Origin of the sequence: Pseudomonas sp. B6001, from assembly GCF_013386015.1 — a bacterium.
Taxonomy (GTDB): domain Bacteria; phylum Pseudomonadota; class Gammaproteobacteria; order Pseudomonadales; family Pseudomonadaceae; genus Aquipseudomonas.
In genome coordinates this window covers 90,587-109,926 of the sequence record NZ_JACAOX010000004.1, presented here as the reverse complement: position 1 = coordinate 109,926, position 19,340 = coordinate 90,587, and the positions used below count along the sequence as shown (strand labels likewise).

The window sequence follows — 19,340 nt, the reverse complement described above, 5'->3', positions numbered from 1 at the left end:
CCGGCCTACAGCAAGGGAATGCTGTAGCTGACCATCAACCGGGCTTCGTCTTTGTCAGCGCTGTCATTACCCCGCAGCACCGCACCACGCCACATGAACCCAATCCCCTTGAAGGTGCCGGCAGGAATCACATAGTCAACCCGCACGTCCCGCTCCCACTCGGTATTGTCACGACCTGCCGTGCGGATGTGGCTGCCATGTATGTAGGTGACGCTGGTCTTCAGCCCCGCCACGCCCAGGTTCGCAAAATCATAGGCATAGCTGGCCACCGTGGCCTGTTCCCCGGCGTTGACGAACTTCAACGACTGGGAGTTGGTGATCAAATACACCGAGCGGCCCTGCCCCTGGTTGATATGGGGGAAGTCACTTTCGCCCGTGGTTTTCTGATACCCCAGGCTCACCGAGTGGCCTTGCAGCGAATAAGTAAACAAGGCACTCCACAGGTTATTGTCGACCTTGCCATTGTTGACGCCCGGCCCGTAGTAACCCGAGCTGACGTAGCCCTCGGCACGCCCCGCCGCACTGGAGTTCTTACCGTCCGAGGTACTGTGGAAGTAGCGCAGGTCACTCTTGAACTGGCCCACCGGCAACTGCCAGTTGTGCACCAGGCCGAAGAAGTGTTGCTGGTAAAAGTTTTCAAGATTCGCGTAGTAATACTGCAACTGCATCTGCTTGCTTACGGCGTAATCCACACCACCGTAGTAAAACTGATTGCTGGACGTGCCCTTGACCGGATCGTTTGCGCCAGCGATGGACAAGCCCTGGCCGTTGCTGGAGTTACGGTCAAGCACCTGCTCGATTTTGCCGGCGACGAGGTTGAAGTCTTTCAGGTCCTTGGAGTCCACCTGGTAGCCACGAAAAGTCTGGGGCAACAACCGGCCGTCTTCATACATCAGTACCGGCACCCGGGGCATCAGCGTGCCCACTTTCAGTTGGGTCTGGGAGATGCGCACTTTGCCGGTGACGCCGGTCTTGCTGAAATCATTGGCAGCCTTGCCATCAGACAGCGGGAAGACGCTACCGGGTGTGTTGTCCTCCCCCACCTTGCCGGCACGCCCTGACGCATCCAGCCGTACGCCGTACAGCTCTTGCAGATCCAACCCCAGGCCCACCACCCCCTCGGTGAAACCGGACTGATAATTGAACATGAAGGCCTGGCCCCATTCCCGGTCCGAGGCCCCCTTGGCATTGCGCGTGTCCTGGTTGAGATAGAAGTTGCGCAGGTCCAGGGTCGCTTTACTGTCGTCGATAAAACCCGATGCAGCCGCCTGCTGTACAACGCCGAAAGAAACGGCCAGGGCCAGGTAAGTCTTGTGGTTCATGAAGGCTCCGAACAGTGAACACGACTGTCCCGTCGACCCAGTGATGGCAGCCGTTTTTTATTGTGTGTTGCAGTGTTTTCATTCGACGGGAGGCGCGCACGATATAGGCCTGGCGGTTGTGAAAACAGCCGCCAAAACGGGCATTCACTTTTCCAGTTTTTGTAACAATGAGGACGACGCGCAGGCGTCTGGAACGGGCTTTCCACGAGGGTCTTAAGTCAACTGCGAGTACAACGACTCACGCTGCAGTGCCGTCTCGCTCCGACAGCCAGCGGAGCTTTTCCAGCATGGGATCGAACATCGCGCGTACCGCCTCGACTGCCGCGTCTTCATCGCCAAAGATAATCGCCTGGACGACTTGCGCATGGGCTTCAAGCCCCGGCTCATACAACTCGTTGTCGGCAAAAATCGCCAGATACTGGCTGTGGAACGAAGAGCTGAATGCGCGGTACATCGACTGCAAGACCACGTTGTGGGAAGCCACGGCCACCGCACCGTGCAAGGCCTGGTCGCGGTCGACGAAATCGTCGAGTTGATCCCCGAGGTTATATTCGCCACGCCGCGCCAGGGCGTGCCACAACCGGCGGATATCCTCCAGGGTGCGACGGCGCGCAGCGAGTCGGGCGGTTTCGACTTCCAGCAGGTACTGGGCCTCCAGGTGGTCGCGGATCGCGCTACGTTGTTCACGAATGCCATCGATGATCGAGGCGACCCAGGCGTGATTGCAAAGACCGGCGTACATGGGCCACTCCTGAAAGATCATGCCCCTCGAGTATGGAGATTGATGCTCACCCAGACTCCTTCCGGCCCGCCAACTAGTCGCTCGATTGCGCCACTTTTTCTCCCGGCTGGTTGTAGTGGACCAGCGGCGATTGCGGGTCGAGCAGCGAGGTGCGGATGAAGTGCAGGTAGCTTTCCACCCGTCTCAGGGCTGAAGTCTCAAAGTTCCCGGCGAATGGCTCATCGGTCTGTTGCACGCACTCAATGGCGTGCTCGACAGCCTCCAGCGCGCGCTGCAAATAACCGGGCCCAGGCTTGACGAACAACCGCACCAGTGCGCGACCCATTGCCCGGATGGCGAGGCGCCAGGGCATGCTCTCGGCGTAACAGGCCTGCGCCGGCAACCGGGCCTGCTCGCGGCGCAACTCGATGATCGCGTGCCCCACGTCCAGTACCACGAACGTCCAGCGCAGCAGGCGATGCTGCACCGATGCCCTGCCCGCCGCAAAGTTGTAGGCCTGGTTGAGCAGGTCGCGGGTGCCGCTTTCGAAACCGGAGCCCAGCGCCGGCAACGGCGCGCTGATGGCAACCACCACCTGGCGGCGCAGATCCTGTTCCAGCCGGCGCCACAGCCAAGGGCTGTTGGGTGGCAGGATAATCGCCCCCGCCGCGGCGCACACCAACATGCCAAACACCATGGCGAGATAGTCATTGATCAGCCCGTAGGGGTTGTACAGCGTCAGGTTGGCAGGCACTGAGCTGGTGCCGAAAAACACCAGCATGCCCAGGCCATAGCCGGCCAATTGCGGCCTCGCCAGCCAGAACGAACCCAGTACGATCACCGGCGCCATGACCACGCACAGCAACGGAAAACCGTCGATCATCGGGTACACGAAAAACACTTCGAAAATGCCAATCACCGCTGCCAGTAGCGTACCGCAGGCGATTTGAAACGACATGCGCCTGGGGTTGGCAGAGAACGCCGACAGGCCTACGGTCAGCGCCGACACCAGGGTCATGGCCGCGCCGCTGGGCCAACTGGTGGCAATCCACAACGTACTGAGCACCAGTAACACCACCGCGGCGCGCAACCCGGCCGCAAGGGTCGCCAGCCAGTTGGTCCGAGGTTGAAACGGTTCGTTCCATTGCTCTCGCACATGGTTGTGATCGGCGAGGGACGCATGCGTCTGGGCGTAGCTGTGCAGCTCGTCGACAAAGCGGTAGAGCAGTTCATACGCGGTGTGAAAGTCCAGCAGGTCATCGGCTACGGGAGCGGTATGTTGCAACGCCGCACGCAGGCGCCGGACCCGGTCTGGCAAGCCGGCTTTGTAGACTTTCAGTTCGGTGGACAGCACGGCCGCGTCACGGTCCGTCAATGGGTGCCCGGCGAAGGGTTTGAGCAGCTCGGCCAACGCGATCAACCCCGGATCGACGGCCTGGACCACCTCCACGCCACCGCGCAGGCGAACCCGTTCAAGCAGTTGATGCAGCGCGTTGAAACGCGTGGTGATCGCCATGAACTCGCTGTTGAGGCGGTTGATTCGCCCATTGCGCTGGCGCATGTAAGGGTCTTCGAACACGCTGACGCTGCGCATTACTTCCAGGCCAACGGCCTCGGCGATAAACCCCAGGTTGGCGCTCTCGAAGGCCGCCTGGTCACCGGTATCACGCAGGCGCTGCCGCACAAATCCGGCAAAGCGGCCAAAGCGTTGGTACAACGTGTTGCGCATCGCCACGCTGGAGGTTTTAGGCAATACGGTGGCGCTGATCAGCGTCGCGCAGACGATCCCCAAGGTGATCTCCAGCACTCGCCAGACGGCCGCCATGAATACCTGCTGCGGATGGCCCACCACGGGAAGCCCGACCATCACCGCCGTGTAGCCGGCGAGCACAAATCCATAGGCGCGGAAGTTGCGATTGCGCGCGGCACCACCGGAACACAACCCCACCCACAATGCCAGGCCTGCGAGAAACAGCTCGGTGCTCTGGGCAAACAGGGCCATCAACAGCACCATGAACGATGAGCCAACCAACGTGCCGATGAAGCGATAGATACTCTTGGCGAGTACGTGCCCGCTGTGGGGCTGCATCACGATAAACACAGTGGTGATCGCGGTGCTCGGTTGTGGCAGTTCCAGGCGCATCGCCAGCCACAGGGTCAGGTACGAGGCGATCAATACCTTGCCCAGGTAGATCCACATCACCCCATCGCTGCGGGCCCACTCCATGAAGCCCCGGCGCCAGGGCAGCGACACCAGCCAGCGGCCCGCTCTACCGGCGATATTGAAACGACGAACAGTGAGTCGAGGCACGCGACCTTCCGGCTGACGGGAAATGGGGCGGCGACTCTAGGGGCTTCCATGCGCCCCGGTAAGTCATCAGAAACGTGAATGACTGTTACGTAAAAATCCACAATAAATAGCGTTTACAGCCGTGGATGAGTTCATGCCACACTAAAAAACGTTCCACCTGGAGAGCATCGATGGACATCCTGCAGAACATGCGCATCTTCCGCTGCGTTGCCGAAGTCGGCAGTTTTACTGGCGCGGCAGTGCAGTTGAATAGCAACACCACCCATATTTCGCGCTCCATTTCCAACCTTGAAACCCACCTGCGAACCCGCCTGTTCAACCGCACCACACGCCGTACCGCACTGACCGAATCCGGCAAACGCTACCTGTTGCGTTGCGAGCAAATCCTGCGCTCCGTCGAGGAAGCGGAGCTGGAAGCCGGCGACGCCCACACACGCCCTACCGGCCAGTTGAAAGTGCACTCGATGACAGGCATCGGCCAGCACTACGTGGTGGACGCCATCGCACGCTACCGCAAGAACTACCCCGACGTGACGTTCAACCTGAGCATGAGCAACCGCACGCCGAACCTGGTCAACGAAGGGTTCGACGTGTCGATTGTGTTGGCCATTGACCTGCCCGATTCCAGCCACGTTTCACAGAAACTGGGCACGACCTACAGCATCGTCTGCGCCTCACCGTCCTACATAAAAAACCATGGTGCCGCGCAAACGCCGCAAGACCTGCTCAGCCACGCCTGCCTGCGGCTGGTCAGCCCGGTGATCCCGCTGGAAGACTGGACGTTCGACGGCCCCCGTGGCCAGGAGAGCGTCACCATCAGCAGCTCGCCGTTCCTGGTGGACTCGGTCGACGCCATGAAGACCGCCATCAGCAACGACATGGGCGTGGGCATCCTGCCGGTGCATGCGGCAATCAAGGGGCTGCGCAGCGGCACTCTGGTGCGAGTCCTGCCCGAGTACCGCCTGGAAGAACTGAGCCTGTACGCCATCTACCCTTCCCGGCACTACCTGGATGCAAAAATCAAAACCTGGGTGGAGTACCTGCGCAGTTCACTCCCGGAAGTGCTGGCCGACCATAAGGCTGTGCTGAAGATTCGCGACCGGGTCAGCTACGGCTGATCATCGCTGATAGTGCTGATTCAGCCATCCGAGTGCCCACCGGCGGGCACTGGCGTCGGCCTCCATGACGCCATACAGGTCCGTCACCGCCACCACCGGCTCCTTGTCCAGCACATGCCGGATGCACTCGGCGATCTGCATGAAGCCGATGCGTCCGTCCAGAAAGGCCTGCACCGCGACTTCATTGGCCGCATTGAGCGACGCCGGTGCCGTGCCGCCCACATCCGCCACCTCGCGCGCCAGGGCCAGGCAAGGAAAGCGCTTCTCGTCCGGTACTTCGAAATCCAGCCGGGCCACCTTGAACAAATCCAGTGGTTCAACCCCTGAATCGATCCGTTGCGGCCAGGCCAGGGCATGGCTGATGGGCGTGCGCATGTCCGGGTTCCCCAACTGCGCGAGCATTGAGCCGTCGACGTAATCCACCAGCGAATGGACGACGCTTTGCGGATGGATCACTACCTCGACCTGGGACGGCCTGGCGCCGAATAACCAACAGGCCTCGATCAGTTCGAGTCCCTTGTTCATCAGGGTTGCCGAGTCCACCGAAATCTTGCGGCCCATGGACCATTTCGGGTGAGCGCAGGCTTGGTCCGGCGTTACGTTGTGCAGTTGCGCCATCGGCGTTTGGCGAAACGGCCCGCCGGAGCCAGTCAACAGAATGCGCCGCACGCCCGCGTGGGCCAGGCCGTGTTGAGCATGGGACGGCAGGCACTGAAAAATTGCGTTGTGCTCGCTGTCCAGCGGTAACAGCACCGCCCCACTGCTGCGCACCGCCTGCATGAACAACGCACCGGACATCACCAGTGCCTCTTTGTTGGCCAGGAGGATTTTCTTGCCGGCCTCGACGGCGGCCATCGTTGCATTCAAGCCCGCCGCACCGACGATAGCGGCCACCACCGTGTCCACATCCCGGTGACCGGCGACGAATTTCAGACCGCTTTCGCCGCCCACTACCTGAGTCTGAGAGCCCTCCTCCAACAGTTGCTTCTGCAGCGTCGCCACGGCTTGCGGCGTGGGCACCACGGCGTAGTCCGGACGGTGCAACAAGCATTGTTTTTTCAACAGCTCCAGTTGGGTGAACCCGCTGAGGGCGAAGACTTTATAGCGCTCGGGGTGACGCGCGATAACGTCCAATACGTTGACGCCCACCGAACCGGTAGCGCCCAGCACGCTGATGGCTTGCAAGCGTTGACGGGTGGCGATCACCTGGCGAATGACTTTTTTGCGCGGAATAAGCGACATGACGTAATGAGCCTGACGTAGAGAAACAGCCGCCATTAACCAAGGAAAGTGCCAGCGCCGTCATCGCGATAACGCCAACAACTATCGCAAAAAAGCCAAGCCTTCGATCAGCTCGAAAACGGGCCTTGGTCATAACGACTACAGCACGTCATAAGGACTACATAACACTCGTGTCATATCGACTACAAAAAATATATCCAACTGATTTATAGGAACTTTTCATATGGCATGAATCCTGATCAGTGCTGCGCGCCCCTTTGGCAATCTATAAAGAGAACCCCATGAACAATGACTTCAACCACCGCCTTGCCGTAGTGACCGGTGCCAGTTCAGGTATCGGCCTGGCTGTCACCTGCAAGCTGCTTGAACAAGGTGCGCAAGTGGTCGCCATGTCGCGACAGATTGGCGAATTGGGCGCATTGGCGGAGCGTTTTGGCGAGCAGCTCTACTGGCTGGCGGGGGATGTCACCCAGGCTGCCGACCAGGCACGCCTGGCGCAGTTGACGGCGTCCATCGGACCGGTGGATTACCTCGTGCCCAATGCCGGGATCGCACAACTGGCCGATGGCCTGGACCTGGCCGCCTTTGACCGGCAATGGGCCGTCAATGGAGCCGCGGCTCTCAACACCCTCGGCAGCCTACGCGAGCAAATGGCCGCCCAGGCGTCGGTGGTATTTATCGGTACATTCCTGGAGCTGGCGACCTTCCCTGGGCTCGCCGCGTATATTGCTTCGAAGGCCGCCTTGCGGGCGCAAATGCGCACCCTGGCGGTGGAGCTGGCGCCCCATGGCATTCGTCTGAACATGGTATCGCCCGGCCCCACCGCCACGCCGATCTGGAGCACCTTGGGGCTCAGTGACGAAGCGTTGGGCGGCGTTGCCACCACAGTCAATCAGCGCCTGCTCAATGGGCAATTCCTGGAGCCGGGCGCTATTGCCGATGTGATCCTGTTCCAGTTGAGCCAGGGCGCACGCAGTGTGTTTGGCCAGGACTGGGTGGTCGACGGCGGCTACACCCTGCGTTGACCATGGCCCCGCAGGCCTAATGCGCAGCGCACAGGTCTGCGGGCAATGCCTTGGCGCCTCCGAACGCCAAGGCCTTCCACCCAATCACAAGCAATGACAGTGCGGCAAATATCAAGCCGCAGCCGATCACTCCGGTGGTGCCGAATGCATTGATAAACAGCCCGCCCACGGACGCCCCGATCACCACGCCGGCATTCGCCGAGGACACATACAGGCTGGTTGCGAACTCATGCGCCTCGGGCGCCGACGAGGTCAGCCAGACTTGCGTGACCACCAGCCCGCAGGTATGCGCAGCGCCCCACAGCAGCACAATCAAGCTCATCGACCACCACGACGGGCTGCCGAACGCGTACAAGACCACGTACGCCGCCGCCAGCACAATGGGGTACAGCACCACCGTCGCCACCATGCTTTTGCCCAATAACCGGCCCACCAACAGGTTGCCCGTGACACCGCCCACGCCGAAGATCACCAGCATGATGCTGATGGCCTGGCCATCCATGCCGGTCTGGGTCCTGAGGTACTCGGCGGCATAGCTGTAGACCGAAAACATCGTGGTGAACACCAGCACCGTCGCGATGATCGCCAGCCACACCGACAGGCTGCGCAGCACCGCCAGTTGCTTGCCGAAACTCAGCGGCATCGGGCGTTCATGATGGGGCAGTTTCAACAGCAGTCCGACACCTGCCAACCCCGTTGCCAAAGCGCAGAAGAAGAACGATGCCTCATAGGAAATACTCGCGCCCACCCATGTGATCAGCGGCACCCCAAGCACCAGGCCCAAGGTGGTGCCCACCACGGCCAGGGCCGTGGCATGCGCCGCGCGGTCCTTGGGGTACAAGGACACCGCGGTGGAAAACGCAGCGGCAAAAAACACCGGGTGCAGCATCGCCGGAATTACCCGCAACGCCATCAAGGTTTCGAAGTTCGGCGCAAACGCCGACAGCACGCTGCACACGGAAAAACCAAAGAGCGCGCCCACCAGGATTTTCTTGCGCGCCAGGCGCGACGCCATCAGCACCAGGAAAGGCCCCAGCACCGCCACGATCAGCGCAAACAAGCCCATCAATAACCCGGCCTGAGACACGCTGATGCCGAAACGTTCGACGATCATCGGTAAAATGCCGACCACACCAAACTCCAGGGTGTACAGGCCGAAAAGACCCAGAATGATGTAGATCACCGGCCGACCTCGATCACGATCTTGCCAAAGGCACCGCGCCCGAGATGAGCGAAGGCTTCGGGCACTTGCTCGAAGCCGTAGGTGTGATCGATTACCGGCTCGATGCCGTGGCGGTCGATCATGGCAATCAGATCTTCCAATGCGCGGCGCGGCCCCACGGAGATGCCGATGATGGAGGCCCGCTTGCCCAGCAAGGCCATGACCGGAGCATTCAATTGGTCACTCTCCAGCAGGCCGATCACCGAGATGCGCCCACCGTTGGCTACCGCGTGCAGGGAACGCGTGAGGTTGTCACCGCCGGCCATTTCCAGGATATGTTCGGCGCCACGCCCATCGGTCAGCGCTTGCACCGCCGTGTGCCATTCCGCTACCCGGCTGCGGTTGATGCCATGGGTGGCACCCAGCTCTATGGCACGCGCGATCTTTTCATCGCTGCTACTGGTGATGATAACGCGGGCACCATTGGCCGCAGCCAGTTGCACCGCAAACAGCGAGACGCCACCGGTGCCCTGCACCACCACGGTATGGCCGGCGTGCAGGTGGCCCAGTTCGAACAGCGCCATCCACGCCGTCAAGGCGGCCACTGGCAAGGTGCTGGCCTGCCCTGCGGTGAGGCTGAGGGGCGCATGCACGCACCATTCGGCAGGTGTTGCCACGTACTCGGCGAGCATGCCGGGGAGCGGGCCACCCTGAGGCGGCGCTTCACTCCAGGACAGCGGAGCGCCATCGACCCATCCGGCAAAAAACGTCGACAGCAGCTTGTCGCCCACCTTGAAACGCGTAACGCCCTCGCCCACGGCGACCACCGTGCCCGCCATGTCGGAGGCCGGCGTGAATGGGAATGTGAGGTCGGCACCCATGCTGTTTTCGACCACTTCACCGTCGCGGTAATTGAGCGAGACGGCCTCGACGCGCACCAATACCTCCCCGGCCTTCGCGATGGGGCGTGGCACGTCGGCAAGGCGCAGTGTGTGCAGTCCCAATGCAGGTGTTTCCCAGCGTTTCATGGTGTCGGTCATCTTGGTATTCCTCGTGAATGGGCAATGCCACAAGGATATGGGCCTGTCCTCACGGGATTAAGGGGGCGCCGGCTCCACTGTCTACGGAGCTTTTGTTCCGCAATCGGGATAAGGTAGCCAGGCCTCGCCTCAGCCAAACCGGAGCCTCGATGGACAGCCTCAACACCCTGAATGTTTTTGTGCAGGTCGCCGAAACCCGCAGCTTTGTCGCCGCCGGGCGCGTGCTGGGCGTAACGGCCTCGGCAGTCGGCAAGAGCGTGGTACGCCTGGAGGAACGCCTGGGTGTGCGCCTGTTCAACCGCAGCACCCGCAGCGTCACGCTGACTGGCGAGGGCGAGCTGTTTCTGGAGCGCAGCCGGCGCATCCTGATGGAGATCGACGAAGCCGAAGCCGAGCTTTCGCAAACCGTGTCGGCGCCTCGTGGCCGGCTCAAGGTCAGCCTGCCGCTGGTGGGCCATCCGTTCTTGCAGGTGCTCGCGCAATTCAAGAAAGCCTACCCCGAGGTGCAGCTGGACCTGAGCTTTACCGACCGCCGCGTGGACGTGGTGGAAGAAGGTTACGACGCCGTGCTGCGCAGCGGTGAAGCGCCCGACTCGCGCCTCACATCGCGCCTGATCGGCGGCTACCGGATGCTGCTGGTAGCATCACCGGCTTACCTCGCCGAGCGCGGCACGCCGCAACGGCCGGAAGACCTGGCTCAGCATGCATGCATCAAGTTCCGCTACCCCAACACCGGCAAAATGCAGCGCTGGCCCCTGCGCCAGGACGGGGTGGAAGCTGATTTCCCACTGCCCGCCGCGATGGTCTGCAACAACCTGGAAGCGCGCATCTGCTTTGCCGTGCAAGGTATCGGCATCGCCTACCTGGCGGATTTCGCCATTCGTGAATGGCTCGACAGCGGACAATTGGTGCCGGTGCTGGAGGCGTGTTCGGAAGCAGAGAACTTCCGGATCATGTGGCCTTCGGGCCGCCATCCAACGCCCAAGCTGCGGGTGTTTATCGACTACCTGCATGCGCACCTGTTTCCCGAGGATGGGCCTGCGAGCAAACGTGCAGACTGCCGGCCCACGTCTTGATCACAGCGCCTGATCAGCGTCGAACTGCTCCCGGGATCGCCTGAATCCGTCGGCATTTTCCACCACCCACGTCCACAACGGAATCATGTGCACCAGCAGCTGTTTGCCCAACTCCGATAGCTGGTATTCGACCTTGGGCGGCACCTCCTGGAAGTCATGGCGCAGCACCAGGCCATCGCGCTCCAGCTGGCGCAAGGTCCGCGTGAGCATGCGCTGGGTGACGCCCTCCATGCGTCGGCCGATCTCGGCGTGGCGCAGCCGGCCGTTCACGCCCAACAGGTGCACGATGCCCAACGACCAGCGGTTTCCCGCATGGGTCAGCACCTGCCGTTTGAGCCCGTCTTCATCGGCGCTAAGGGCTTCACAGGCGGCTTGTGAGCGCCTGATGATCTCGTCGTTATCCACCTTCTACTCCCGGTATCACTGGTGTGCCTTCTTATGCGCGGTCGGCAATTCTGCAAGCATGGCATGACTTTCACCTGAACCGAGACCCCTATGACTGCTTCGATCCTTGTACTGGGCGCCGGCGAACTGGGCCTGGCGGTACTGCGCCAACTGTCCCGCCTGGCTGCACCGCAAAATGTGTCTGTGACGGTGTTGCTGCGCCCCGCCACACTGAACTCCCCCGACCCGGCCAAACAGCAGGAAATCATCGAACTGCGCGCCTTGGGCATTGAGCTGCTGGCGGGTGACCTGGCCAATGGCTCCGAGGCCGAGCTGGCAACGGTGTTCGCCGACTATCACACCGTGATCAGTTGCATCGGCTTTGCCGCAGGCCCCGCCACTCAGCGCAAGCTGACCCGCGCGGTCATCGCAGGCGGCGTGAAACGTTATGTACCGTGGCAGTTCGGTGTGGACTACGACGTGATCGGCCGCGGTTCGGCCCAGGACCTCTGGGATGAACAGCTTGACGTGCGCGACTTGCTGCGCGCCCAGCAAGGCACGCAATGGGTGATTGTCTCCACCGGGATGTTCACCAGCTTCCTATTTGAACCGTCCTTCGGCGTCGTCGACCTGGCGCAGAATACCGTGCATGCATTGGGAGATTGGGACACCGCTGTCACCGTCACCACGCCTGAGGACATCGGCCTGCTGACGGCACGCATCCTGTTCAGCACGCCGCCGATCACCAATCAGGTGGTGTACACCGCCGGCGACACCCTGACCTACGGCGAGCTGGCCGATACCGTGGATGCGCAACTGGGGCTCACCCTCAAACGCGAACGCTGGTCGGTGCGCTACCTGGAAGCGGAACTGGCCGCTGCACCCGAGGACAACCTGATGAAATACCGGGTGGCCTTCGCCCAAGGCAACGGCGTGGCCTGGGACCCTGCCATTACCTTCAATGGGCAACAACAGATCGCCGTGACCAGCGTTGCCCAATGGATTGAGCAGAACCTCAAGGCACCGGCAACCACCCGCTGAACTGCCCCTGGCTGTCCAACGTGCACCAGGCGAAATCCCAGGGCAGCGGCGGCAGCCTTTGCAGCGCCACGCCACTGCCCGGCTTCCAGTCCACCACCTGAAGCGGCGCGCCTTGCCAGGCCACAACCACGCCCCGGACCTGGCTGGTGTCATCGCTGACCCAACGGGCCGCGGCCGCTGTCATGAACGCTTCGATGGGCTCTTCATCGATCTGCGTGCGATACACCGAACCGAGCAGCCAACGGCACACGTTTACATGGTAGGTCCAGTCCAGGGAGGGACGGTTGCGGTAAGCCCAAGTCATGAAGCTGCGAAACAGGTTCAAGCCCTCCGGCGGGTCGAGCTTGAGCAAACCGGGGCAGATGTCGAACAAGGTGTGCCAGTACGGCAGCAACCGTGCATCCAGGTGGACGAAACAGCGGGCGTTACTCGGGTATTCGACAGACGGTAGCAACACGTCGCCGCGGGACGGACGGCGCGACGCCTTGCTGACCAGACGGGCAGCGCCGGAAGGCAGGATAGAGCTCATGGAACGCACTCACACTCGTGACGATAGAACGCCTCCTGGTATCAGGAAGCCCGGGGCACACGTCAGAATGCAGGGGAAGCGCGAGGGTTGGCCGAGGGCCAGGAATACCGTGGAGGGGCCTTGTTGCGCCGCTCATGGGCCGGGCGCGGCTTTTGCCCGAGGCCCAATAGCCAGGCCAGGCAAAACAGGAAGACGATGCCCAGGGTCACGGCGGAGCACACCGGGCAGGCGAAGAAGTTCGACCAACTGCTGGCCGTCGGATTGCCCAGGCCGGCATCCGAGGCCGGCGCCTTGGTGCCCAGGCTTGAGCAGAACTGACCGCCCAGGCCATTGAGCTCAAGCCCCATCATCTGCCCATGGCCCAAACCGCAGACGAACACATTGAACAGGACGCAAAAATACAGGGTCCAGGCAATGAGTGAGCGGTCCGGGCGGGAGAGTTTCATGGCGGCGACTTTACCATTCCCCCTGTAGGAACTGTCGAGCTTTAGCGAGGCTGCGATGCAGACGCCACGGTCTTGCAGGAATACCGAGGCGATCCCTTCGCAGCCTCGCTCAAGCTCGACAGCTCCCACATTTGGTCTTGCTCGGCAGGGCCTGTGACAGAACGTCGCAGATTACGCCCAGAGGCCCGGGTTGTTAGAATGCCACGCTCTCCTCGCCTGATTTAACGCTTCGTGGTACCCAGGCGCTTCACAGGATGCACAGTTGATGAGTACGTTATTCACCCGCCGCAAAGTCCTCTCCGGCATGGGATTGCTGGGCCTGGGCCTGCTGGCCGGCTGTGACAACAGCCCGAAACTGAACTTCAAGTACGGCAAGGATCTGAGCGACAAGATCATGGGCCGCACCTTCAAGCTCAAGAACACTGACGGCGAGACCGTCACCTTGAGTTCCTTCCGTGGCTTGATGCCAGTGGTGTTCTTCGGCTTCACCCAGTGCCCGGCCGTGTGCCCGACCACACTGGCGCGCATGGCCCAGGCGAAAAAACTGATGGGCCGCGACGGCAAGATCATGCAGGTGGTGTTTATCACCCTGGATCCCGAACGCGACACGCCCAAGATACTCGACGCCTACGTCAAGGCCTTCGACCCCAGCTTCCAGGCGCTGTACGGCACCCCGGAAGAAATCGCCGTGGCCGCCAAGGAATTCGGAATCTTTTATGAAAAGATCCCCGCCGGCGACAGCTACACCCTCTCCCACACCGCCACCAGCTTTGTGTTCGACACCCGGGGCACCCTGCGCCTGGGCTTGTCTGCCTCGCTTAACGCCAAAGAGTGCGCAGAAGACCTGCTCACCGTCATGGAGGTCTGCTAATGACTGCCGTTCAACACCTAAAGCGCTTCGCCCTCGGTCTCTCCCTGCTGGGCCTCGCCGCCCACGCCAGTGCACAGGCAGTGGTCACCGACGCCTGGGTACGCGCCTCGGTACCGGGCCAGCCGTCCAGCGGTGCGTTCATGACCGTCACCGCCGACAGCGACAGCAAACTGCTCAGCGTGGCTTCGCCGGTCGCCAAGACCGTGCAGATCCATGAGATGACCATGAAGGACGACGTGATGCGCATGGGCCCGGTGGACTCGGTGCCATTGCCCGCGGGCAAGGCCGTCAAGCTCGACCCAGATGGCTATCACGTGATGCTGATCGACCTCACCGCCCAGATCAAGGAAGGCGACCAGGTGCCGCTGACCGTCACCGTGGAAAATGCCAAGGGTGAAAAGCAGTCGATCGAAGTGAAGGCCCAAGCCCGTGCGTTGAATGCGACGGAAACCATGGATCACAGCAAGATGCACTAAAGCGCAGATCAAAATGTGGGAGCGGGCTTGTGTGGGAGCGGGCTTGCTCGCGAATGCGGTGTGACAGTCACCGGATGTATTGACTGATCCACCGCTTTCGCGAGCAAGCCCGCTCCCACATTGGCCCTTCAGTGCCTGAAAAATCGGGCGTTCGCTTCATACTTTTTTCGTCTCGCATCAACACTTTCTATATATTTTCAATCTGCAATACAACTCGTTAGCCTGCGCAAGCCGGACGCGTCTCCCTGTCGCCGTCCGGCCAGATAATTCTAAAAATAAGCAGCAGACAACGGGAATAACAATGAACAAATCCCCCATTACCCTGGGCTTGACTTCGGCCACCCTCGGTTTGACCCTCGCCTTCCCAACCTTTGCCGAAGCTGACTTTTTCAAAGACAGCAAGGCCGACCTCGAATTTCGCAACTTCTACTTCAACAGCGATTACCGCCAGCCCAACGCGAGCCAGTCCAAACGCGATGAGTGGGCCCAAGGGCTGATCCTCAATTACCAGTCGGGTTACACCGAAGGCCTGGTGGGCTTTGGCCTCGATGCCATTGGCCTGCAGGGTTTGAAACTGGACTCAAGCCCCGACCGCCAAAACACCGGCCTGCTTCCCGTGGGCGAGGATGGCGCACCGGACAGCTACAGTCGAATGGGCGCCACCGCCAAGGCGCGGATCTCCAAAAGCGTGCTCAAATTCGGCACGCTGATCCCCAAGCTGCCCACCGTACTGCCCAACGATGGCCGGCTGCTGCCCCAGACCTTTCGCGGCACTCAATTGACCAGCCAGGACATCGCCGGCCTGACCTTCGATGCCGGGCGCCTGACCAGCAACACCCTGCGTAACGACAGCGGCCATGCAGACATCGAAGTCGACGGCAAAGGCATCAAGGGTGCCGTGCCCAGCGATAAATTCGACTTCGCCAGTGCCAGCTACAGCTGGACCAAAACCCTGGTCACCGGCTACCACTACGCCAACCTCGAGAACAACTACAAGCAACACATCTTCAACCTGGTCCATACCCTGCCACTGGGTGACGCGCAGTCGTTCAAGACCGACCTGCGTTACGCCGACTCCAGCAAGGAAGGCAACAGCAACATCGACAACCAGGCCTTCGGTGCCAAGTTCACCTACAGCCTCCACGGCCACTCGTTCGGCGCCGCCTACCAGCGCATGAAAGGCACCACCGGCTTCCCCCACCTGGACGGTACCGACTCCTACCTCGTCAACTACGTGATGATCTCGCCAGACTTCGCCAACCCCGAGGAAAAGTCCTGGCAGGCCCGCTACGACTATGACTTCGCCGCCCTCGGCATCCCCGGCCTGACCTTCATGACCCGCTACCTCAAGGGTGACAACTTCGTGCGTACCCGAACCCTGGAAGGTACCGAGTGGGAGCGCAACACCGATATCGGCTACGTGTTCCAGAGCGGTGCCCTGAAGAACCTTGAAGTGAAATGGCGCAATGGCACGTATCGCAGCAATGGCAGCGGCAGCGATATCGACCAGAACCGCTTTATCGTCAGCTACACCCTGCCCTTGCTGTGATTTTTCCCGGAGCGTTGCACATGAATAGCAGAAAAAGCCTGATCCACCTGGCCGTCGCCTTTGCCCTGTTCAGCAGTTACGGCGCCTACGCCGCCGACACCGGCGCGTTGCCCTGCAAAACCACCGAAGAATGCGCCGCCCAGGCGGCCAAAGTCGGCGCCACGCCGGGCTCCTCGCAAAGCGCCCACAAGGCCAAGGGCGACCCGACCCAAACCCAGTTCGCCTGGTTGAACCGCATCAACAAAGCCTCGATCGTGATGCTCACCGAAGAAGGCATCGTCAAGCCGGACATGGGCCACAAGATCGCCGGCGGCGTGCGCTTTGCCATCGACCAGGCCGACCAGCCCGATGGCAAGCGCCCGGAAGACGTGCTGCAACTGGAAAAAATCATGACCGACAAGATCGGTCCGGAAGCGTCGCTGATCCACTCCGGCCGCAGCCGCCAGGACATGCTCGCCACCTACCGCCTGGCCAAACTGCGCTCCCAGGTGCTGGCCTACAGCGAGGCACTGAACGCCACCCGCCAGCGCATCCTTAACATCGCCGACAAGAACATCGACACCCTGGTGCCCGCCTACACCAACGGCGTGCAGGCCATGCCCATCAGCTATGCGCACTACCTGCTGGCGTTCGAAGCCGCATTTGATCGCGACGGCCAACGCATCCGTGAACTCTACACCCGCCTCAACCTGAGCCCGATGGGCACCGCGGTACTGGCGAACTCCGCTTACCCGCTGAACCGCGAACGCCTGGCCGAGTTGCTGGGGTTTGACGGCGTGCGGGAAAACTCCCTGGATTCAAGCCAGGTGTCGACCTACGACATCCCGATCGAGGCGGCCAACCTCGCGGCGTCTTCGGCGATCCGCATCGGCGCGATGATTGGCGATATCCATACCCAGTACCATCAGATCCGCCCCTGGTTGCTGCTGGACGAAGAGTCCACCTACACCAGCAGTGCGATGCCGCAAAAACGCAACCCGGGGTTGTTGATGCGCACTCGGGAATCGGCCTCCGACGTGGTGGGCCTGGCGCAAACCGTGACCTTGCGCGCGCATAACGTCACCACCGGCATGACCGACTACAAGTTTGCGTTCGATTCATTGGGGCTGTTCCAGTCCACCGATGACATGTTCAAAAGCATGGATGCCGTGCTGGATGCGCTGCAGATCAACCCGCAGCGAGCGCTGGATGAGCTGGAGTCGGAATGGACCACGTCCATGGAGTTGGCCGACACCCTGGAGCGTCAGTTCAAGGTGCCGTTCCGCATTGGCCACAGCTTCGCCTCGTTGATCGTCACCGAGGCGCGCAGCAATGGCACCACGCCGAAGACCTTCGCGTATGCGGACGCGCAGAAGCTGTACACCCAGGCCGCGGACAAATACAAATGGACGCCGAATACGTTGCCGCTGGATGAGGCCGGTTTCCGGGCTGCACTGTCGCCGACCACGATGGTCAAGACTCGCAAGGGTACGGGTGGGCCGCAGCCGGAAGAGGTCAAGCGGATGCTGGTGGAAGCGCGCAAGAATCTCGACGCGGACCAGAGTTGGTTGAAGGAGCGTCGTGAGAAGTTGAAAGGTGCTGAAGGCAACCTGGACAAGGCCTTCGACAAGTTGCTCAACGCCAAGGGCTGAAATGCGATCTGAATGTGGGAGCGGGCTTGCTCGCGAAGGCGGTGTATCAGTTAGCAGATTTATTGGCTGACCCACCGCATTCGCGAGCAAGCCCGCTCCCACATTTGACCGCGTTTGGGTCTGGAAAGCATGTTCGGCTCAGTGACTCAGTTCCCGCTTCAACACCTCATGGTCAATCGACTTCTGCCACCCGCATATCGCCAGGCACGCCACGCAATTGCCCAGCACATTGGTCAACGACCGACACTTCATCAGCCGTTCCACTCCCAACAACAAACCCACCCCTTCCAGTGGCACCAGTTGCAGGATGTTCAAGGTAGCAATCAGGGTAAACAGCGCCGAGCCCGCGACACTGGTAGACCCCAGCGAGGTAAACAGGCAGATCACCAGCACCGCCAGCAACTCGGGCACGGCAATCTCCACCCCGGCCAGATGCGCCAGAAACATAATGGCAGTGGTCAGGTAAAGATTGGTACCGGCCAAGTTGAACGTATACCCGGTGGTCAACACCAGGCGCACTAATTGGCGATCACAGCCCAGCGCCTCAAGTTTGCTGACGCAACCTGGAAGTGCGGCTACTGAAGAGCCGGTGAACGTCACCAACAACAACTCTTCTTTCAAGTAAGCAATTAGCCTACTCAATTTAACGCCGAGCAGGCGGGTAATCGTGGCGAACACTAGAATGACGAACACCGCGCAAACCAGGTAAATAACAACAATGAACTTCAAGAGCGGCAGCACCGAACTTAAACCGTACTTTCCCACCACAAATGCCATCGCCCCAAACGCCGCCAGCGGTGCGAACTTCAGGATAAACCGCAGCAACCAGAACAACCCGGCGACCGCCGCTTCCAGCCAACCGAGGCAGCGGTTTGCGACCTGGCCGCCACGCCCCAGCAGCAGGCCGCACAGCACCGCCACCAGCATCACCTGGAGCACCAGGCTTTGGGTGAAAACCTTGTAAAGACTGGACGAAATCGAGGTCATCGACAGCTCGTGCAGCAGCGTTTCGGGCGCGGCAGGCGGTGTCAGATGATCAAAATCCAGGTTGGCCACTGCCGTATGATCCAGGCTGAACAACCACCCCGTCGACATTCCCAACACCAATGCAGCAAGGGACATCAGCTGGAAATACACCACGATCCGCCCCACTACATGCCGATGGTGGGGCTCGCGCTTGATACCTGCGACACCGGTCGACACCAGCACAAACAACAGAAATGGCATCAGTAACCCGACCACTTTTATAAAGGCGTCACTGAGCAGCTTCATCTCGATTGCCACGCCCGGATAAAACAGCCCTACAACCATGCCAAGAGCAATGGCAATCAAAATAGGCAAGGTAGCATTATTGGCAAGTCGGGTTGGCATCAATGCTCCATGGTCTTTTTATTTA

The 19,340-nt window shown here is 60.9% G+C and carries 18 protein-coding genes; 8 read left to right on the top strand and 10 right to left on the bottom strand.

Annotated features, from left to right (window positions below; all coding sequences use genetic code 11):
• Window positions 1-5 precede the first annotated feature (5 nt).
• The 3 genes from HX821_RS06580 to HX821_RS06570 all read right to left on the bottom strand — a co-directional run bounded on the left by HX821_RS06580 (window position 6) and on the right by HX821_RS06570 (window position 4,270).
• Window positions 6-1,322 carry an OprD family outer membrane porin gene (locus tag HX821_RS06580; RefSeq protein WP_003207383.1) on the bottom strand — a complete coding sequence of 439 codons (1,317 nt, stop codon included), beginning with the start codon at window positions 1,320-1,322 and terminating at the stop codon, window positions 6-8.
• 238 nt (window positions 1,323-1,560) lie between these two features.
• Complete coding sequence (locus HX821_RS06575) at window positions 1,561-2,064, bottom strand: FadR/GntR family transcriptional regulator (protein WP_003207381.1); 504 nt, start codon at window positions 2,062-2,064, stop codon at window positions 1,561-1,563.
• 73 nt (window positions 2,065-2,137) lie between these two features.
• Entirely contained in the window at window positions 2,138-4,270 is a 2,133-nt protein-coding gene (locus HX821_RS06570; RefSeq protein ID WP_087692419.1) for an FUSC family protein, read from the bottom strand.
• A 254-nt stretch (window positions 4,271-4,524) separates the two neighbouring features.
• Between HX821_RS06570 and HX821_RS06565 the strand changes: the two genes are divergently transcribed.
• A complete protein-coding gene (locus HX821_RS06565; RefSeq protein WP_003207376.1) occupies window positions 4,525-5,472 on the top strand; it encodes a LysR family transcriptional regulator in 948 nt (315 codons plus the stop codon).
• Here HX821_RS06565 and ispC read toward each other — a convergent pair whose 3' ends face one another.
• Window positions 5,473-6,714: a 1-deoxy-D-xylulose-5-phosphate reductoisomerase gene (ispC, locus tag HX821_RS06560; RefSeq protein ID WP_087692420.1), complete on the bottom strand. Its 1,242-nt coding sequence runs from the start codon at window positions 6,712-6,714 to the stop codon at window positions 5,473-5,475.
• A 281-nt stretch (window positions 6,715-6,995) separates the two neighbouring features.
• On the opposite strand from ispC, the gene HX821_RS06555 reads away from it, so the two are divergent.
• A complete protein-coding gene (locus HX821_RS06555; RefSeq protein ID WP_003207372.1) occupies window positions 6,996-7,739 on the top strand; it encodes an SDR family NAD(P)-dependent oxidoreductase in 744 nt (247 codons plus the stop codon).
• 16 nt (window positions 7,740-7,755) lie between these two features.
• Here the strand turns inward: HX821_RS06555 and HX821_RS06550 are convergent, their stop codons facing one another.
• Complete coding sequence (locus tag HX821_RS06550; RefSeq protein WP_177035452.1) at window positions 7,756-8,922, bottom strand: MFS transporter; 1,167 nt, start codon at window positions 8,920-8,922, stop codon at window positions 7,756-7,758.
• Window positions 8,919-9,941 (bottom strand): NAD(P)-dependent alcohol dehydrogenase, encoded by a 1,023-nt coding sequence (locus HX821_RS06545; RefSeq protein ID WP_177035451.1) that lies wholly within the window; start codon window positions 9,939-9,941, stop codon window positions 8,919-8,921. The genes HX821_RS06550 and HX821_RS06545 overlap by 4 nt, the downstream gene beginning before the upstream one ends.
• Before the next feature lie 149 nt (window positions 9,942-10,090).
• On the opposite strand from HX821_RS06545, the gene HX821_RS06540 reads away from it, so the two are divergent.
• Entirely contained in the window at window positions 10,091-11,017 is a 927-nt protein-coding gene (locus HX821_RS06540) for a LysR family transcriptional regulator (RefSeq protein ID WP_177035450.1), read from the top strand.
• Here the strand turns inward: HX821_RS06540 and HX821_RS06535 are convergent, their stop codons facing one another.
• A complete protein-coding gene (locus tag HX821_RS06535; protein WP_003207365.1) occupies window positions 11,018-11,422 on the bottom strand; it encodes a helix-turn-helix domain-containing protein in 405 nt (134 codons plus the stop codon).
• Between the two features lie 90 nt (window positions 11,423-11,512).
• Here HX821_RS06535 and HX821_RS06530 point away from each other — a divergent pair, with 90 nt between their 5' ends.
• Window positions 11,513-12,442 (top strand): aromatic alcohol reductase, encoded by a 930-nt coding sequence (locus tag HX821_RS06530; RefSeq protein WP_177035449.1) that lies wholly within the window; start codon window positions 11,513-11,515, stop codon window positions 12,440-12,442.
• On the opposite strand, the gene HX821_RS06525 is transcribed toward HX821_RS06530, so the two are convergent.
• On the bottom strand, window positions 12,417-12,971 hold the full coding sequence (locus tag HX821_RS06525; protein WP_003207361.1) for a putative natural product biosynthesis protein: 555 nt from the start codon (window positions 12,969-12,971) through the stop codon (window positions 12,417-12,419). The two genes, HX821_RS06530 and HX821_RS06525, sit on opposite strands and share 26 nt — an antisense overlap.
• A 62-nt stretch (window positions 12,972-13,033) precedes the next feature.
• On the bottom strand, window positions 13,034-13,417 hold the full coding sequence (locus HX821_RS06520; protein ID WP_003207359.1) for a DUF2946 domain-containing protein: 384 nt from the start codon (window positions 13,415-13,417) through the stop codon (window positions 13,034-13,036).
• Window positions 13,418-13,682: 265 nt separating this feature from the next.
• On the opposite strand from HX821_RS06520, the gene HX821_RS06515 reads away from it, so the two are divergent.
• The 4 genes from HX821_RS06515 (at window position 13,683) to HX821_RS06500 (ending at window position 17,944) form a co-directional block, all read left to right on the top strand.
• Window positions 13,683-14,288, top strand: a complete 606-nt coding sequence (locus tag HX821_RS06515; protein WP_003207358.1) for an SCO family protein — start codon at window positions 13,683-13,685, stop codon at window positions 14,286-14,288.
• Window positions 14,288-14,764, top strand: a complete 477-nt coding sequence (locus tag HX821_RS06510; protein ID WP_003207356.1) for a copper chaperone PCu(A)C — start codon at window positions 14,288-14,290, stop codon at window positions 14,762-14,764. Before HX821_RS06515 ends, HX821_RS06510 begins: the two co-directional genes overlap by 1 nt.
• 301 nt (window positions 14,765-15,065) lie before the next feature.
• Window positions 15,066-16,313 (top strand): OprD family porin, encoded by a 1,248-nt coding sequence (locus HX821_RS06505; protein WP_008435327.1) that lies wholly within the window; start codon window positions 15,066-15,068, stop codon window positions 16,311-16,313.
• A 20-nt stretch (window positions 16,314-16,333) separates the two neighbouring features.
• Window positions 16,334-17,944, top strand: a complete 1,611-nt coding sequence (locus HX821_RS06500) for an argininosuccinate lyase (RefSeq protein ID WP_003207353.1) — start codon at window positions 16,334-16,336, stop codon at window positions 17,942-17,944.
• Window positions 17,945-18,082: 138 nt separating this feature from the next.
• On the opposite strand, the gene HX821_RS06495 is transcribed toward HX821_RS06500, so the two are convergent.
• A complete protein-coding gene (locus tag HX821_RS06495) occupies window positions 18,083-19,315 on the bottom strand; it encodes a cation:dicarboxylate symporter family transporter (RefSeq protein WP_102606145.1) in 1,233 nt (410 codons plus the stop codon).
• Window positions 19,316-19,340: the final 25 nt, after the last annotated feature.

Bases quoted from the DNA above. Each gene is read 5' to 3' on its own strand.
- HX821_RS06545 (WP_177035451.1), bottom strand. From the start codon at position 9,941: ATGACCGACACCATGAAACGCTGGGAAACACCTGCATTGGGACTGCAC.
- HX821_RS06520 (WP_003207359.1), bottom strand. From the start codon at position 13,417: ATGAAACTCTCCCGCCCGGACCGCTCACTCATTGCCTGGACCCTGTAT.
- HX821_RS06565 (WP_003207376.1), top strand. From the start codon at position 4,525: ATGGACATCCTGCAGAACATGCGCATCTTCCGCTGCGTTGCCGAAGTC.
- HX821_RS06495 (WP_102606145.1), bottom strand. From the start codon at position 19,315: ATGCCAACCCGACTTGCCAATAATGCTACCTTGCCTATTTTGATTGCC.
- HX821_RS06500 (WP_003207353.1), top strand. From the start codon at position 16,334: ATGAATAGCAGAAAAAGCCTGATCCACCTGGCCGTCGCCTTTGCCCTG.
- HX821_RS06575 (WP_003207381.1), bottom strand. From the start codon at position 2,064: ATGTACGCCGGTCTTTGCAATCACGCCTGGGTCGCCTCGATCATCGAT.
- HX821_RS06540 (WP_177035450.1), top strand. From the start codon at position 10,091: ATGGACAGCCTCAACACCCTGAATGTTTTTGTGCAGGTCGCCGAAACC.
- HX821_RS06530 (WP_177035449.1), top strand. From the start codon at position 11,513: ATGACTGCTTCGATCCTTGTACTGGGCGCCGGCGAACTGGGCCTGGCG.
- HX821_RS06505 (WP_008435327.1), top strand. From the start codon at position 15,066: ATGAACAAATCCCCCATTACCCTGGGCTTGACTTCGGCCACCCTCGGT.
- HX821_RS06515 (WP_003207358.1), top strand. From the start codon at position 13,683: ATGAGTACGTTATTCACCCGCCGCAAAGTCCTCTCCGGCATGGGATTG.
- ispC (WP_087692420.1), bottom strand. From the start codon at position 6,714: ATGTCGCTTATTCCGCGCAAAAAAGTCATTCGCCAGGTGATCGCCACC.
- HX821_RS06580 (WP_003207383.1), bottom strand. From the start codon at position 1,322: ATGAACCACAAGACTTACCTGGCCCTGGCCGTTTCTTTCGGCGTTGTA.
- HX821_RS06570 (WP_087692419.1), bottom strand. From the start codon at position 4,270: ATGGAGTGGGCCCGCAGCGATGGGGTGATGTGGATCTACCTGGGCAAG.
- HX821_RS06555 (WP_003207372.1), top strand. From the start codon at position 6,996: ATGAACAATGACTTCAACCACCGCCTTGCCGTAGTGACCGGTGCCAGT.
- HX821_RS06510 (WP_003207356.1), top strand. From the start codon at position 14,288: ATGACTGCCGTTCAACACCTAAAGCGCTTCGCCCTCGGTCTCTCCCTG.
- HX821_RS06525 (WP_003207361.1), bottom strand. From the start codon at position 12,971: ATGAGCTCTATCCTGCCTTCCGGCGCTGCCCGTCTGGTCAGCAAGGCG.